This is a genomic window from Nocardia sp. CY15 (genome assembly GCF_009829295.1).
In the GTDB taxonomy this organism is placed as follows: Bacteria; Actinomycetota; Actinomycetes; order Mycobacteriales; family Mycobacteriaceae; genus Nocardia; species Nocardia sputi.
In genome coordinates, this window is sequence record NZ_VUOT01000054.1 from 13888 (window position 1) to 28077 (window position 14190).

Annotated in this window: 17 protein-coding genes, 1 tRNA gene and 1 pseudogene; 8 read left to right on the plus strand and 11 right to left on the minus strand. The window is 66.4% G+C overall.

Features of this window, described 5'->3' with window-relative positions; genetic code table 11:
• Positions 1-77: 77 nt before the first annotated feature.
• The 5 genes from GVY39_RS32230 to GVY39_RS32250 all read left to right on the plus strand — a co-directional run bounded on the left by GVY39_RS32230 (position 78) and on the right by GVY39_RS32250 (position 6940).
• On the plus strand, positions 78-1298 hold the full coding sequence (locus GVY39_RS32230; RefSeq protein WP_195070125.1) for a sensor histidine kinase: 1221 nt from the start codon (positions 78-80) through the stop codon (positions 1296-1298).
• Positions 1295-1972: a response regulator transcription factor gene (locus tag GVY39_RS32235; protein WP_159930762.1), complete on the plus strand. Its 678-nt coding sequence runs from the start codon at positions 1295-1297 to the stop codon at positions 1970-1972. Before GVY39_RS32230 ends, GVY39_RS32235 begins: the two co-directional genes overlap by 4 nt.
• A gap of 187 nt (positions 1973-2159) precedes the next feature.
• Positions 2160-3071 carry an alpha/beta hydrolase gene (locus GVY39_RS32240; protein ID WP_159930761.1) on the plus strand — a complete coding sequence of 304 codons (912 nt, stop codon included), beginning with the start codon at positions 2160-2162 and terminating at the stop codon, positions 3069-3071.
• A 228-nt stretch (positions 3072-3299) separates the two neighbouring features.
• Positions 3300-5216, plus strand: coding sequence for an ABC transporter ATP-binding protein (locus tag GVY39_RS32245; RefSeq protein ID WP_159930760.1), 1917 nt, complete (start codon positions 3300-3302; stop codon positions 5214-5216).
• Complete coding sequence (locus GVY39_RS32250; RefSeq protein WP_159930759.1) at positions 5213-6940, plus strand: ABC transporter ATP-binding protein; 1728 nt, start codon at positions 5213-5215, stop codon at positions 6938-6940. The genes GVY39_RS32245 and GVY39_RS32250 overlap by 4 nt, the downstream gene beginning before the upstream one ends.
• Before the next feature lie 392 nt (positions 6941-7332).
• Here the strand turns inward: GVY39_RS32250 and GVY39_RS34155 are convergent, their stop codons facing one another.
• From GVY39_RS34155 to GVY39_RS32275, 4 genes and pseudogenes are all read right to left on the minus strand, one after another.
• On the minus strand, positions 7333-7836 hold the full coding sequence (locus GVY39_RS34155) for a hypothetical protein (protein ID WP_201295428.1): 504 nt from the start codon (positions 7834-7836) through the stop codon (positions 7333-7335).
• On the minus strand, positions 7833-8141 hold the full coding sequence (locus tag GVY39_RS34160) for a transposase (RefSeq protein ID WP_201295427.1): 309 nt from the start codon (positions 8139-8141) through the stop codon (positions 7833-7835). Before GVY39_RS34160 ends, GVY39_RS34155 begins: the two co-directional genes overlap by 4 nt.
• A gap of 48 nt (positions 8142-8189) precedes the next feature.
• Positions 8190-8459, minus strand: a pseudogene (locus tag GVY39_RS35475) (Imm21 family immunity protein); the annotation flags it as partial.
• Between the two features lie 265 nt (positions 8460-8724).
• Positions 8725-8798: transfer RNA gene (locus GVY39_RS32275), tRNA-Ile, on the minus strand.
• Positions 8799-8904: 106 nt separating this feature from the next.
• Between GVY39_RS32275 and GVY39_RS32280 the strand changes: the two genes are divergently transcribed.
• On the plus strand, positions 8905-9348 hold the full coding sequence (locus GVY39_RS32280; protein WP_159930758.1) for a nitroreductase/quinone reductase family protein: 444 nt from the start codon (positions 8905-8907) through the stop codon (positions 9346-9348).
• Here GVY39_RS32280 and GVY39_RS32285 read toward each other — a convergent pair.
• Together GVY39_RS32285 and GVY39_RS32290 are read right to left on the minus strand one after the other, a co-directional pair.
• Positions 9333-9497, minus strand: coding sequence for a hypothetical protein (locus GVY39_RS32285; RefSeq protein WP_159930757.1), 165 nt, complete (start codon positions 9495-9497; stop codon positions 9333-9335). The genes GVY39_RS32280 and GVY39_RS32285 overlap by 16 nt on opposite strands.
• A 64-nt stretch (positions 9498-9561) precedes the next feature.
• Positions 9562-10557 carry a zinc-binding dehydrogenase gene (locus tag GVY39_RS32290; RefSeq protein WP_159930756.1) on the minus strand — a complete coding sequence of 332 codons (996 nt, stop codon included), beginning with the start codon at positions 10555-10557 and terminating at the stop codon, positions 9562-9564.
• 75 nt (positions 10558-10632) lie between these two features.
• Here GVY39_RS32290 and GVY39_RS34165 point away from each other — a divergent pair, with 75 nt between their 5' ends.
• Both GVY39_RS34165 and GVY39_RS32300 read left to right on the plus strand, forming a co-directional pair.
• Positions 10633-10791 carry a hypothetical protein gene (locus tag GVY39_RS34165; protein WP_195070093.1) on the plus strand — a complete coding sequence of 53 codons (159 nt, stop codon included), beginning with the start codon at positions 10633-10635 and terminating at the stop codon, positions 10789-10791.
• A gap of 302 nt (positions 10792-11093) precedes the next feature.
• Entirely contained in the window at positions 11094-11606 is a 513-nt protein-coding gene (locus GVY39_RS32300) for a hypothetical protein (protein ID WP_321210188.1), read from the plus strand.
• Between the two features lie 239 nt (positions 11607-11845).
• On the opposite strand, the gene GVY39_RS32305 is transcribed toward GVY39_RS32300, so the two are convergent.
• The 5 genes from GVY39_RS32305 to GVY39_RS32325 all read right to left on the minus strand — a co-directional run.
• Positions 11846-12082: an anti-sigma factor gene (locus GVY39_RS32305; RefSeq protein WP_159930755.1), complete on the minus strand. Its 237-nt coding sequence runs from the start codon at positions 12080-12082 to the stop codon at positions 11846-11848.
• Complete coding sequence (locus GVY39_RS32310; RefSeq protein ID WP_159930754.1) at positions 12082-12747, minus strand: RNA polymerase sigma factor; 666 nt, start codon at positions 12745-12747, stop codon at positions 12082-12084. The genes GVY39_RS32305 and GVY39_RS32310 overlap by 1 nt, the downstream gene beginning before the upstream one ends.
• 103 nt (positions 12748-12850) lie before the next feature.
• Positions 12851-13351 (minus strand): GNAT family N-acetyltransferase, encoded by a 501-nt coding sequence (locus GVY39_RS32315; protein WP_159930753.1) that lies wholly within the window; start codon positions 13349-13351, stop codon positions 12851-12853.
• The gene (locus GVY39_RS32320; RefSeq protein ID WP_159930752.1) at positions 13348-13875 is read right to left on the minus strand and encodes a DoxX family protein; all 528 of its coding nucleotides are present in this window, start codon (positions 13873-13875) and stop codon (positions 13348-13350) included. Before GVY39_RS32320 ends, GVY39_RS32315 begins: the two co-directional genes overlap by 4 nt.
• Positions 13876-14063: 188 nt before the next feature.
• The coding region (locus GVY39_RS32325) for an integrase core domain-containing protein (protein WP_159930631.1) at positions 14064-14190 on the minus strand (127 nt) is incomplete at its 5' end.

The window sequence follows — 14190 nt, forward strand, 5'->3', positions numbered from 1 at the left end:
CGGCTGCGCCGGTCGTCGTAGCCGATCGCGCACCCAGGGCGGAGCGCGGGCACTCGCGGATGACGTACTCTCACGGCATGGTTCTGCCGGTGTTGTCGCGACGGCTGTCTGCCTGGTTCTCGCGCCGGCCCGCCTGGTTCCCGGATGTCGCGCTGGCGCTGTTCGTTACGGTGATCCAGGTTCTGAGCGCCGCGATCCCGGTGCCGCTCGAGCCGGTCTCGACGCCGGTCTCGGGCGTCGGATACGCCCTGCTGATCGTGAGTGGCGTGGCCGTCGCCGCGCGCCGCCTCCGTCCAGTGGCGGTGTTCGTGGTCACGGCGGTGGCCAGCCTGATCTATTTCGGTTTCGACTTCCCCGACCGGCTTTCCTATCTCGCGCTTTTCGTCGCCCTCTACACCCTCGCCGCCTACGGCGAGGGCCGGCGATCGCTGATGATCGCCGGTGGGGGCATCACGGTGCTTGCCGCAGGCTGGCTGATCGCCGCGGCGGATATCCAGCCGCTCGTGGCCATCGGCTGGGTGTTCTTCCGGATCGGCGCGTCGGTGATCAGCACGATCCTCGGCGAGTCCGTCCGATCCCGCCGGGTCATCGCCGCCGATGCGCAAGAACGGGCAGAGCTGGCCGAACGCTCGCGCGACGAGGAAGCCAGAGCACGGGTCGACGCCGAACGGCTACGGATCGCCCGCGAAGTCCACGACACCGTCGCCCACGCGATCGCCATCATCAACGTGCAGGCCGGTGTCACCGCACACGTACTCGACAAGCGGCCCGAACAGGCCCGCGAGGCGTTGCGCACCATCGAACAGACCAGTTCGCGGGCCCTGCGCGAGATGCGCGCAATTCTGGGCGTCCTGCGCGACGGCGACGAGCGCGAACCCTACCCCGGGCTCGGCCAGATCGATGAACTCGTCGGCAAGGCCCGCGATGCCGGGCTCGACATCGTTTTCGAGCAGACCGCCCCGGTGACACCGCTACCGAGCGCCGTGGGCAGCGCCGCGTATCGCATCGTGCAGGAGTCGATCACCAACGTGATCCGCCACGTCGGCCCGACGCAAGTGACGGTGGCGCTCGAACCCGGCATCGACGCCTTGCGGATACGAGTGAGCGATGCGGGACGCCGCGACACCGCGCACGCCCCGGACCACGCCGGCGGCTCGCCCACGACCGGACGCGGCATCGTCGGAATGCGGGAGCGCTGCCAATTGCTCGGCGGTGAACTCGACGCGACGTCGCGTCCCGATGGCGGGTTCGAGGTCAGCGCCCGCCTCCCCCTCACCCCGGTCGGATCGCGCCTGTGAACTCGACGCCGCCGATCAAGGTACTGCTGGCCGACGACGAACGTCTGGTCCGTTCCGGCTTCAAAGTGCTGCTCGATCTGGAAGACGACATCACGGTGGTCGGTGAAGCCACCAACGGCGCGGAAGCGGTCGAACTCGCTCGCGCCGGCCGTCCCGACGTCGTCCTCATGGACATCCGCATGCCACGGCTGGATGGTATCCGGGCCACCGCCGAGATCGTCGCGGCCCCCGGCATGGAGCGGGTCAGGGTGCTGATCCTCACGACCTACGATACCGACGAGAACGTCTTCGATGCGCTGCAGGCGGGTGCGAGCGGGTTCTTGCTCAAGGACGCGGGCCCCGCCGAACTCCTGCACGCCATCCGGGTGATCGCCGCCGGTGACGCGCTGCTCGCCCCTCGGGTCACCCGCCGCCTCATCAGCCAGTTCACCGCCCAGCGCAGGGCCGCCAAGTCCGCCGAAGACCGCCTCGCGGTGCTGACCGACCGTGAGCGCGAAGTGCTGGCACTGGTGGGTCAGGGCATGAGCAACGACGAGATCGGCGCCGCGTTGTTTCTCAGTCCCGCCACCGCGCGCACCCATGTCAGCCGTGCGATGGTGAAGCTGGGTGCGCGCGACCGCGCGCAGCTGGTCGTGATCGCCTACCAGACCGGGCTGAGTGATTTCACCCCGTAGCTGTCGCCGATTCATGGGTCACTGACAGACCCCCGGCAGCGTCATCTGTATGCCCCGGTGCTCGTTCCAGCTTCCACCGATACGACGACCGACGCAGCCGACCGCGATCCTCGTACGCGTATTCGCGTAGACGGCGACTCCCGTCGCCGGAAGCGGAGTATGCCTGGCGGACGCGACCATCGTCGGCATGATCATCGATCCCGAACTCGAAGCATTCGTCTCGCTCTTCCCCCCTGCCGACCTGGCCGACCCGGTCACCGCCCGGGAGAACCTCGCCGAACTGGCCGCCGCGATACCCGCGCCCGACACGGCGGACCTGGAGGTCGAAAACCGCACGGTGCCTGGGGACCCGGATGTGCCGATACGGATCTATCGGCCGCACGCGGCGCAGGGAGCCATCCTGTGGCTGCACGGTGGTGGGTTCGTCATGGGTGATCTGGACACCGAGCATCCGTGGGGCGCGCTGCTCGCCAACGGCTCCGGCGCAACGGTGATCTCGGTGGGCTACCGCTTGGCCCCCGAGCACCCGTACCCCGCGGCACATGAGGACATCTACACGGTACTGACCTGGACGGCCGAGCACGCGGCCGAACTGGGCATCGACCCGGCACGGATCGCGATCGGCGGCCACAGCGCCGGCGCCGGACTCGCGGCCGCGGTGGCATTGCGGGCGCGCGATCAGCAGGGGCCGCCGATCCGTTTCCAACTGCTCAACCAACCCGTTCTCGACGACCGGCAGCAGACGTGGTCGGCTCGGCGTTTCACCGATACCCCCTTCGTGACGCGCGACAAAGTCGCCCAGATGTGGGATCACTACCTGGGATCCGCGTCCGCCACGCCGTATGCCGCCCCGGCGCGGGCCACCGATCTGTCCGGGCTGCCGCCCGCCTACATCGCCACCGCGGAGTTCTGCCCGAACCGCGACGAGGACATCGACTACGCGCTGCGCCTGTTGCGCGCGGGTGTGCCGGTCGAGCTGCACCAGTGGCCCGGCACGTTCCACGGATCGCAGGCGATCCTGTCCGCCCAGATGTCCCAGCGCCAGAACGCGGAACTCGCCGCGGCCCTGCGCCGAGCCTTGGCCGGGAATACCGGCTGACCGAAATCTAGACATTGACAAGTTAGCGCGCACCAGCTTATCTTTCCGCTGTCAAGATCTGCTCTGGATCCCCGGGGACTCGATGGCACCGACGGTTGCTCTCAGTCGTCACCGCAACCACCAGCTCACGACTGACCGACCGACCCGAGCCGGCTCGATCTATGGGCGCGCGACGCACGCGAACCCGCAGCTATCCAGCGCGAAGAGATTGACGAAGACAGGAGAACGATGACCACCATCGACCTCGCGGAGGCGAGGGAGCAGTCCACCCCACCCCCAGCAGATGTCGACTCCTCGGCGCAAAGCAGCGTGGCGGCATTTCTGCGCCCCTACCTGGGCGGGTTCGCCGCCGTTGTCGTCCTGCAAATCATCGGCGCAGTTGCCGGACTGGCACCGTTGCTCGCAGTGGTCGAACTGGGCCGAACACTGTTGGCACACGGGCCGATCGATCACGGTCATGTCTGGATGATCGTGCTCGCGGGCGCGGTCGGCTTGTTCGCCCGGCTGCTGTTCACGGCCGCATCGTCCGGCATCGGACACCTGCTCGACAGCCGGGTGCAACTGGCATTCCGCAGGCGACTGGCCGCCCAGCTGGGCCGGGTACCGATCGGCTGGTTCGCCCGGCGCAGCTCCGGCGAACTGGCGAAGATCGTCGGCAAGGACGTGAGTGCCGTGCACCCGCTCATCGCCCACACCCCCGGCGATCTCGTCGCCGCGTTCGTGGTGCCGCTGGTGTCGCTGATCTACCTGTTCACCGTCGACTGGCGGCTCACCCTGATCACATTGATACCGGTGGTGCTGGCAGTGGCGCTGGTCCCGCTGATGATGACCCCGACCCGGTTGCGCGAACAGAAGGAGTTCGACGCGGGAATGAGCCGGATCGCGACTGCGGCCGTCGAGTTCGTGCAGGGCATCGCGGTCATCAAGGCGTTCGGCTCCGGCGAGCGGGCGCACCGGAAATTCCGCACGGCAGCAGACGATTTCGCTGACTCGTTCCTCCGCATGGTGCACGGTCTCGCTGGGATCGCCGCGGGGATGCAGGTGGTGTTGTCGCCGCCGTTCGTGCTGCTGGTCGTGCTGGCCGGTGGCGCGGTGTTGATCACGAACGGTTCGCTGGCCCCGGCGGATCTACTGCCGTTCCTGCTGCTGGGGCTCGGGCTGACCGCTCCGGTCGCGGCGCTGGGCCACGGCTTCGATGATCTGCAAACCGCCCGCCGCGCAGTCGAACGGATTCAGGACGTGCTGGCCGTGCCGGCGCTGCCGCAACCCGCACATCCGCGCACCCCACAGGGCCACCGAGTGGAACTGCGGGAAGTCCGATTCGGCTACGACACCGACCGCGAAGTGCTGCGCGGGATCGACCTGGTGCTCGAACCAGGCACGGTCACCGCGCTCGTCGGGCCGTCGGGAAGCGGCAAATCCACCCTGGTGCAACTGCTACCGCGATTCTTCGACCCCACCCACGGCTCGGTGACCTTGGGCGGTGTCGATCTACGCCACATCAGCAGCCGGCAGCTGTACAGGATGGTCTCGTTCGTCTTCCAAGACGTACGCCTGCTCCGCGCCACGGTCGCCGACAACATCGCACTCGCGGTACCCCACGCCGAGCGCGACGAGGTGATACGCGCCGCCCGACTGGCCAACATCCACGACCGCATCCTGGCACTGCCTCACGGCTACGACACGATGCTCGGTGCGGACATCGAACTATCCGGCGGTGAATCACAACGCATCGCACTCGCACGCGCGCTACTGGCCGACACCCCCGTACTCGTACTCGACGAGGCCACCGCTTTCGCCGACCCCCACACCGAACAAGCCGTACGCCAAGCCCTGGCGGCGCTGACAGGCGACCGCACCATCCTCGTCATCGCCCACCGCCTGGAAACCATCACCGACGCCGACACCGTCGTGATGCTGGAGAACGGAACGATCATCGAACGCGGTACACCCACCGAACTCCTGACACGAGGCGGAAGATTCGCCGAATTCTGGCAATCCCACCGAACCGCGTCCACCGGTGCGGCCGAAACCCTCGGTGGCGTGCTGAAGCGTGAATTCGGGCCGCGGAGAAGGCCGCGAAACGTGAGCACGCACGGTCTCACGAACGCCGCCGATCGAACCCGAGGAGACGAGCCCAAATGATTCGAATGCTACTGCGCGTGCTCGGCGACCAGTACGCCCAGCCCGTGCGCCGCACCGTGGCCCTGATGACGGCAACCGCGATAGCCGAAGGTCTGTCCTACGCACTGCTGATTCCGGTGTTGCGGGCGCTGTTCGGAAGCACACCTTCGGACGCTCAGCCCTGGCTGATCGCCTTCGGGGCGGCGGTCGCGGGCTACGGGGCGCTGCGCTATCGCAGCGATCTGTCCGGTTTCCGCGTCGGCACCACGCTGTTGCGCGGTGTCTATCATCGTTTCGGCGATCGCCTGGCTCGATTGCCCCTCGGCTGGTTCACCGCCGGTCGCGTCGGGGAGGTGTCGGTCCTCGCCAGCGAGGGTGTGCTGCAAGCGATGAGCGTGATCGCGCATCTGCTGGCGCCTCTCATCTCCGCCGCGGCGACTCCGCTGACGATCGTCGTCGTGATGCTCGCCTTCGACTGGAAGATGGGGTTGGCCGCGCTGGCCGCCGTCCCGATCGTGGCGGCGATCCAGACCTGGACGGGACGTGCGATGGCCGCCGCCGACGCGGAACGAACCGAACGCACCAAGGAGGCCACGGGAAGAGTCATCGAGTATCTCCAAGCCCAGCCGGTGCTGCGCGCCGGCGGCCGGACCGCCGAACGCTTCCAGTTGCTCGACGACTCGCTGTCTGGACTCGAGCGCGCTGCTCGCCGTTCCATGCTCTCGGCCCTGCCCGGCATAGTGGGCCTGACGCTCACCGTGCAGGCGATGTTCACCTCGCTGCTCGCCCTGGGCGCCTACCTCGCCCTCGGCGGAAACATCGGGACAGCCGAGGTTTTGGCGATCCTGGTGCTGGCAGCCCGCTGCGCGGACCCGCTGCTTTCCCTGTCGGAAATCGGTGGTCAACTGCGCAGCGCACGCGTCGGTCTGGCCGGCCTCGACATGGTGTTGCGCACCGATCCCCTGCCGGAACCTCCCGAACCGATCCAGCCGGTAGGCCATGCTCTGGAGTTCGACTCGGTCACTTTCCGGCCGGGCGGCCGCACCGTGATCGACAACGTCTCGCTCTCCGTGCCGCAGGGCCAACGACTCGCCATCGTCGGACCATCAGGAGCCGGTAAAAGCACCCTGCTGCAACTACTCGCCCGCTTCTACGACGTCGACACAGGCGCGGTACGCGTCGGCGGTGTAGACGTCCGCGCGATCAGCACCCAGGAATTGATGGCGCAATACGCCATCGTCTTCCAAGACGTCTACCTCTTCGACGGCACCATCGAAGACAACATACGCCTCGGCCGCCCCGACGCCACCGACACCGAAATACGCGCCGCAGCAACCGCAGCACGACTCGACGACGTGATCCAACGCCTACCCGACGGCTGGACCACGAACGTCGGCGAAGGCGGCGCACTACTATCCGGCGGCGAACGCCAACGCGTCTCCATCGCCCGCGCACTACTGAAGAACGCACCCATCGTCCTACTCGACGAAGTCACCTCCGCTCTGGACCCCGTCAACGAAGCAGCCGTCCACGAAGGCATCCAACGCCTCATGACAGGCCGCACCGTCGTGATGGTCGCCCACCGACTACGCACCGTCCAACACGCCGACCACATCGTCTTCCTCGACAACGGACAGATCGTGGAGCAGGGCAGCCACGACGAACTACTGCGCCACGGCGGCCGCTACGCCGACTTCTGGGAGATATCCGGAGCACCGGTATCGAGTGCGGCTTCGAACTCATGACGATTCAATTACCTGCGGAATGGACTAAGACCCTGTCGGTGCTGCTCACCACGGTCAAGCAGGTGACAGCCCGCAGATGCCTGCTGTGTTCGAGGAGATCGCGGTGCCACGGCTCGGGAACGGGCGGCCGCGTAGCCGCCCGACCGACTCCTGGCCGACAAGGCCTATTCCTGCCGCGCGAATTCTGGAAACCTTCGACGGCATCGCGGCCGGGCGACCATTGCGATCCCGGGCGATCAGGCCTGCCACCGCCGCCGCCGTGGCTCCGACGGTGGCAGGCCGCCTGCGTTCGACGAGGTGACCTACCGCGATCGCAACACCGTCGAACGTGACATCAACAAACTCGAACAGCATCGGGCAGTGGCGACCAGGTTCGATGAACTCACCGTCCGCTACCTGGCCCCGCTCCACATCGCCGCTATCAATCGATGGCTCGGTGAGTAGTTGAGGGTGGACTCACACCCGCCCTCAACCAAGATGTAGAGCTTGCCCTCACTCGTGCGATGCTCGGAAATATCGCTGAGCCACAACACGTTCGGACGATCCGCAGCGAATTCCCGGCGGAGGAGATCGTCGTGGACAGCCGGACCCGGACGCCGGGACCTGCCGCGGCGGGGTTTACCGAACACGCTCCACCACCTGTTCGCCGAGCAGATCCGCCACGCGGTCCGCCCGGCCATCGGCTCACCGGCCGCGGCGGCCTCATCGGCCAGGAACCGGTACCCGAACTCCGGATCATCACGGTGGGCGTCGAACAGGGCATTCGCCCGGTACGCCTCGGTCAGTTCCGCGGCGGTGACCGGCCGGGCCAGCCACCGATAGTAGGGCTGTCGAGCGATCTTCAATACCCGGCACGTCACCACCACGGGTATCCCGTCGGCGGCGAGCTCGCTCACGAGCGGGTAGTACGTTTTCCCGGCAACTGCGCCTGTGACAGATACGCCGCCGCCCGGCGCAGGACCTCGTTCTCCTGCTCCAGCAACCGGTTACGGCGCCGCAACTCCCGCAACTCCGCGGACTCGCTGGTGCTGGTCCCCGGCTTCACGCCCTCGTCGACGTCGGCCTGGCGCATCCATTTCGTCAGCGTCACTGGATGGATCCCGAAATCCGCGGCGATCTGATCGAGTGTCACGCCTTCGTCGCGGTTGCGAGCGACGCGGACAACGTCGTCACGGAACTCGCGGGGATAGGGCTTGGGCACGATGACATCCTTCCAGGCCCGCCTCACGGCAAGCCAGATCGATGTGACCTATCCGTGCAGCAGCCCCTCTTCGTCTGGATCCCATGCGATGTGGTCTTGTAATGCTTGCCGCGCTGCGGCGACGAGTTCTTCTTCGGAGTCTGCCCCTGCCCATCGCAGGAACATCCGCTCGGCTGGGAGATATGTCGTGCGATCCGGTTCGTCTGCAAGAACCAATGCCTGCTGAGAGCCGATCCTGACCAGGCCGATGTATCCCTCGACCGAGCAGGCTCGGCCGTAGTCGCCGCATGTTTCTACGGGTCCGTCCCTGCCGGATGCGCCGCCCCAGTGACCAAATTCTCATTCGGGTGCGATCAGCAGGGGGCCTCCGGCGGACTCGACCCATTCGAATAGCATGACGGCTCACCCTTTTGTTCGATTGCCTGTCGGTTTCTTGTGCCCGTGATTGTCAGCTACTTGGATCGGTGAGTTTCAGGCGACCTCCGTTATGACAGTGTATCCGCACGCGAGCAACGGAACAGTCAGACGGCGACGCAGACTGCCATTGGTGGACTGGGCTGTCGGCAGGTTGCACAGGGGTTTGTGGGGCGGGCGGGGCTCGAACCCGCGACCAATGGATTATGAGTCCACGGCTCTAACCGACTGAGCTACCGCCCCGTGCCGCGGGAAACCGCGAGCGTTGGGGATGCTACCGGGTCCGGTGGGGTCCAGACCAGTCGGCTGGCTTAGGGTGAGAGGTCGGAAACTTACTGGAGGGTCAGGTATGGCCGGTCTGTTCACGAAGGTGCTGAAGGCGCATCAGTGGGTGTACGAGAACAGTGGTGGGCTGGTGGGTCATCGGCTGCTGCTGGGGAATCCGACGTTGTTGCTGCGGACGGTAGGGCGCAAGTCCGGCAAGGAGCGGACTTCGGCGCTGACGTACGCGCGGGACGGCGCGGACTATCTGGTGACGGCGTCCAATGGCGGATCGCCGCGGCCGCCGGGGTGGCTGGCGAATCTGAAGGCGCGGCCGGAGTGTGAGATCCAGGTCGGGCGGCGGAAACTGACGGTGCGGGCACGGGCGACGCTGCCGGATGATCCCGATTACGCCCGGCGGTGGGTGATCGTCGACAAGGTGAATCAGGGTCGCTACAGCGCCTATCAGAAGCTGACCAAGCGGCCCATCGCGGTCGTGGTGCTGACCCCGGCGGGTCAGTCGTCGCGGTAATCCTCGTCCCAGTCGTCTTCGTAGTCCTCGGCGTCGTCACGGTCGTGCCATGGCTCGGCATCCTTGGGTGGCCGGCTGGCAAATTGCACGACAGCGACGACGAAGCCGAGGACCACGATCACGATGCCGACGACGAGCAGAGTTTCCACCCCGGCACCCTAGCGCCGTCGCCCAGGCAGCGCACTACGTCGATTGTCCAGTTCGCCGCTTTGTTCACACTGTTAACAAAGTGCGCCCCACCGCCGTCCTGGACTCGATGGCGGCATGCGCCTGATCGGCTCGGTCGAGCGGGAAGGTCTGGCCGATGACGACCTCCAAGCGGCCCGCGGCGACCTCTTCCTGGGCTCGCCGGGCGAGCGCCTGCCAATCTGTCTCGGCGCCGGTGATGTCGAACAGCCCGTAGACGTTGATACCGCGCGCCTGCGCGGCCTCCTGGTCCAGCGTCGCGAATTCGCCTGCGGCAGCGCCATATCCGAGGAAGCGACCGCCGTCCGCGACCGCCGTGAGCGCGGCCTCGCCGAGCGCGCCGCCCGCGCCGTCGAGCACCACGTGCGCGCCGTCGCCCCCGGTGGCGGCGCGCGCCTTCGCCGCCCAATCGGGCGCGGAGTAGTCGACCACCGCGGTGGCGCCGAGCCGCTGGGCGAGTTCCAGCTTCGTGGCGCCACGCGCCGCGGCGACGACGTTCGCGCCCGCCGCACGGGCGAGCTGGATCAGCAGGATGCCCAGCCCGCCGCCCGCGGCGGTGATGAGGACCCATTCCCCCGGCCGGACGGTGGCGCGGTCGAACACCGCGAGCGCGGTCCTGCCGTCATGTGCGAGCGCGACGGCCTGGGCCGCGGTCAGTTCCTCGGGCACCGTGACCAGCGTGTCCACCTTGGCCAGCGCCTTCTCGGCGTATCCGCCGATCGGCAAGCCGCCGCCGATGCCGCTGGCCGCGGTCGGCGTAGACACCCGCTTGCCCACCCACGCCGGATCGACGTCGGGACCGACCGAGGACACCACGCCGGCGATCGCCCCGCCGGGCACGTAGGGCGGCTCGATGGCGAAGAAGTCGGTTCCCCAGCCGCTCCGCAGTCGGGTGTCCAGGAACATCACATCCGCGGCGGCCACATCGACGACCACCTCTCCCGGCCCGGCCACCGGATCCGGCAGCTCGCGCACCACGAGCACTTCCGGTCCACCGAACTCAACGGCCTGCACAACCCGCATGACTCATCCTCCGTCGTTTCTTGCTGTCTCGAACGAAGATCAGCATGAAACCTGAAGATGAGTTGAGGTCAAATCGTGCGTCAGGATCCGCCGCCACCGCAGCTGGAACTACTGCCGCCGCCACAACTCGAGCTGCTGCCGCCGCCACAGCTGGAACTGCTGCCGCCACTACAGCTGGAACTACTCCCCCCGCCGCAACTGCTGCCGCTTCCACCGCCGCAACTGCCGCCGTGATGATGAGGGTGATGCCCACCCCCGTGCGGCTGGTCGAATCCGCCGATCAATCCGGCTCCACCGGCGGCCCAGAACGGGTCATTGGATCCCCCCTCGTTATATCCTCCGCTCCGGTACCCGCCGCGCCACGGACCGTAGGGTGGCGGCGGCGGAAACTGATTGCGCTGCGAGCGGATGATGACGACTACGACGATGATCGGAACCGCCACGAGGAGCAGCACCATCAACAGGATGAACAACAGGATGAGTGCGCTCATGTCAAAACGGTAGCGGCCGAGCGGCCGCACGTACAGTGAACTGTGGTGAACTTCAGGTTCCGCAGGCCCACCGCGCACGATATCGACTTGGCGACCGTGCGCGCCGCCGTCGACGCGCTGGAACTGCCCGAGGCCGTGTACAAGACCTGCCCTTGGCAGCCAAGGGAACTGGTGGCCACGGGCCTGCGGCAATGGCTGCTCTGCTGCGGCGCTGCCATGCGCGACGACCAGGTGATCGGTATGCCGTCGCACGCGGTGGACGAGGCATGGCACGGGTTGATCCTGTGCACCAAGCGCTACGCCGATTTCTGCGCGAGAGCCTATGGTCGTTTCCTGCACCACTTCCCGGAAGGCGACGGGCCTGCCGACGAGTCGCACGGAACCATGGCGGAGCAACTCGGCCGTACGGTGGTGGCGTGGTCGTTCGTGGCCGCTCCGGATGAGGAATGCGTGCTGTGGGATCTGGACCGGCGGGTCGGTGTCGAGCACCCGTGGGGTATCGAGGCCGAGCGAGTCGTCACCATCGAGGCCGAACTCGCTCGGACCGCCGCTTCCTAGTGCCGCGTCCAGGAAGGTTGATGCTGTCACTGTCACCGGGTGGCCGGTTGCTCTCGGGCGCGTGAGCGGTGGTGGCGATGGTCTCTGCGCAGCATCAGCCGGTCGGGTTGATCGTGAAGCTGATGCAGGTGTCGGAATCGTACGTGCGACAGATGATCACGACTTCAACCCCGGTCCCACGACATCGTCGAACAGTCACGGCCTGAGTTTGCGTGCTGCGGGCGAGTTCTATGAAGCGCTCAGTAGGATTGGGAACGGAGCTCTGCCAGCAGCGCTTTTTTCATTTCATTGGACAGGCCGGGCGAGGGTTGGTGGTTCAGCGCGTTGATGGTGTGGCGCAGTTGGTCGAGATAGCGGTCGCACCCGTCGCAGTACTGCAGATGGGCGAGGAACCGTCGCTCTTCGTCCTCGCTCAGGGCGCCTTCGAGAAAGTCGGTGACCCGTTCGACAAGGTCGATGCAGTGAATTTCCTCCATCAGGGCACCTTCCTGTTCATTCGCCGGTGGGTGTTCTCGGCCGAGGCGAAGTACTCCTCCAGTCGTCCTCGGACGAAAGCACGCGCACGATGCAGTAATACTCGCTCGTTGGCCGCGGAGATCTCGAGTATCTCGCGGACCTCGTGCGACCCGTAGCCGAGCACATCGCGCAGGTTGATCACCATGCGTTGTCGAGCAGGCAGTTGTTCGAGCGCCGCGGCTATCACCGCGCGCACCTCGTCGTCGAGCAAGGCCTGCTCCGGTGAGGGCCACGGCGTCGGCGGCGACCACCAGTGACCCGCGTACGGCTCTCCCTCGGGTCGAAACAACGCGGAGTCAACCGTGGGTCCGGTGTCTGTTTCCAAAGAGCTCATCGGAACACTACGAGCTTCCTGGAGACCACGGCGTTTGGCCGTGTTGACCAAGACGCGGTACACCCAAGTCTGCAACGAGGAGCGACCTTCGAATTTGTCGATGCCGCGGATGACGGCGATCCAGGTTTCCTGCACCACCTCGCAGGCCGACTCGTGGGTCGAGACGTAACTTCTCGCTACCTGGATCATCCCACCTGACCAGTTGTCCAAGACGAGCTCGAACGTGGCCGCATCACCGTTCCGCAAGCCAGCGAGCAGGACGGTTTCCTCTGTGTCGTTCCATTTCGACATCCGTGTCTCCAGGCGTGCGAGGCGAGAGGGCCGCCGGGCTTCGCTCAGTGCGGCCCGAAGTCGAAGCCGGCAATCCGGTCGTGAGAACGGATGCCCGTTCATTTCAGTCCAGGTCGAGTTCGTAGTACAGCGAAACAGGACCTCGGCCTTTGCCTTCGTGGCAATCGAAACCGTGCTTCTCATAGACGCGGCGTGCGGCGCGGTCTTCCTCGGTGGTGGTCAGATCCATGTATCTCGCCCCGCGTTCGCGGGCGTGATCGAGAATCGCCATCAGGAACTCTGAGCCTATGCCGCGTCCACGCAGCGGCGGAATCACGTAGAACTCGGCGAGATAGGCTTCGGAATTCGCCGACCACGTACTGGTCCGGAACCGAAGTACAGCCACTGCGACCGCCGGATCACCGACGAGTAGGACACTGGTGTCTCCGCCCGCGATCAACGTCGACAGATGATCAGCCAGCCACGCCGGATCAGGGGCGGGATCGTTGTATTCCCGGTTGAAATCCACCAGCAGTTGGGCAGCGGCAGCAGCCAGGTCCTTCGCCTCGGCAGGTACCACGCGCACCAACGTGTTGCTCGGGTCGGCTACACCGGAATAGTTCATCGCTTGCCCCCCACTTTCACGGCCACACGGGAGTCCAATGACGCCGGGCCTGCTCCGGTCCAGGTCAGAGCGAGCGCGACGAGCAGCATTGCCGGCGCGAGGCCGAGGTGAAAGTAGCCGCCCTCTTGTATCCCGGCGGTGCAGATCGCGCCCACCATGGTGGCCGCGAGCCCGGCAGCGGCCAGGCGGGCACCGAGGCCGAGGACGAGCAGCGCCCCGCAGCCCAACTCGAGCAGGCCGACCAGAATGACGATCAGGGCCGAATCCGGAAAGCCCCACTCCACGAACGCGGCCGCTTCTTCCTCGTAGTAACTCGAGAACGGAAACTTCGAGGTGGAGGCGAGGACGAAGAATGCGCCGACCACGATTCGCACGATCGCGACTGTGACCGCCCAGCGTCCGGATACCCGGCTTTCCAGCATGCGAAGCGCCCAGGGCTGGTCGGCATCGCCGCCGCCGCGTGGGCCGGAGCCCGCCGCCGCGGTGGCTGCTACTGCGGACGTGGGCAACGGGGGGTCGTACATGGAGTCTCCTTCCAAGCGGATAGCTTCAGAAGGCTCAGTGTCAGCACAGCCGGCAACCGTTACATCGACCTCCGACGAACACATCCGGCCTCCGAGCCACCGGCACCACCTTCAGCAGCAGGATCCCCGATCAACACGCCAGGCCGACACGACACACGGTTACCGCAGCGACCTATCCGGACGCGGCACTAGGTGTACTGCCCAGGGAGGTTGGTCAACCGGCTGATGGGTGTCTGGCGGCCGATGGCGGTGTGTTGCCGGTGGTGATTATAGGTGTGCAACCAGGCTGGTAGGGCGGCTCGTCGGGCTTGTTCT

Bases quoted from the DNA above. Each gene is read 5' to 3' on its own strand.
- GVY39_RS32315 (WP_159930753.1), bottom strand. From the start codon at position 13,351: ATGAACTATTCCGGTGTAGCCGACCCGAGCAACACGTTGGTGCGCGTG.
- GVY39_RS32230 (WP_195070125.1), top strand. From the start codon at position 78: ATGGTTCTGCCGGTGTTGTCGCGACGGCTGTCTGCCTGGTTCTCGCGC.
- GVY39_RS32290 (WP_159930756.1), bottom strand. From the start codon at position 10,557: ATGCGGGTTGTGCAGGCCGTTGAGTTCGGTGGACCGGAAGTGCTCGTG.
- GVY39_RS32305 (WP_159930755.1), bottom strand. From the start codon at position 12,082: ATGGAGGAAATTCACTGCATCGACCTTGTCGAACGGGTCACCGACTTT.
- GVY39_RS32310 (WP_159930754.1), bottom strand. From the start codon at position 12,747: ATGTCGAAATGGAACGACACAGAGGAAACCGTCCTGCTCGCTGGCTTG.
- GVY39_RS32280 (WP_159930758.1), top strand. From the start codon at position 8,905: ATGGCCGGTCTGTTCACGAAGGTGCTGAAGGCGCATCAGTGGGTGTAC.
- GVY39_RS32245 (WP_159930760.1), top strand. From the start codon at position 3,300: ATGACCACCATCGACCTCGCGGAGGCGAGGGAGCAGTCCACCCCACCC.
- GVY39_RS32240 (WP_159930761.1), top strand. From the start codon at position 2,160: ATGATCATCGATCCCGAACTCGAAGCATTCGTCTCGCTCTTCCCCCCT.
- GVY39_RS32320 (WP_159930752.1), bottom strand. From the start codon at position 13,875: ATGTACGACCCCCCGTTGCCCACGTCCGCAGTAGCAGCCACCGCGGCG.
- GVY39_RS32250 (WP_159930759.1), top strand. From the start codon at position 5,213: ATGATTCGAATGCTACTGCGCGTGCTCGGCGACCAGTACGCCCAGCCC.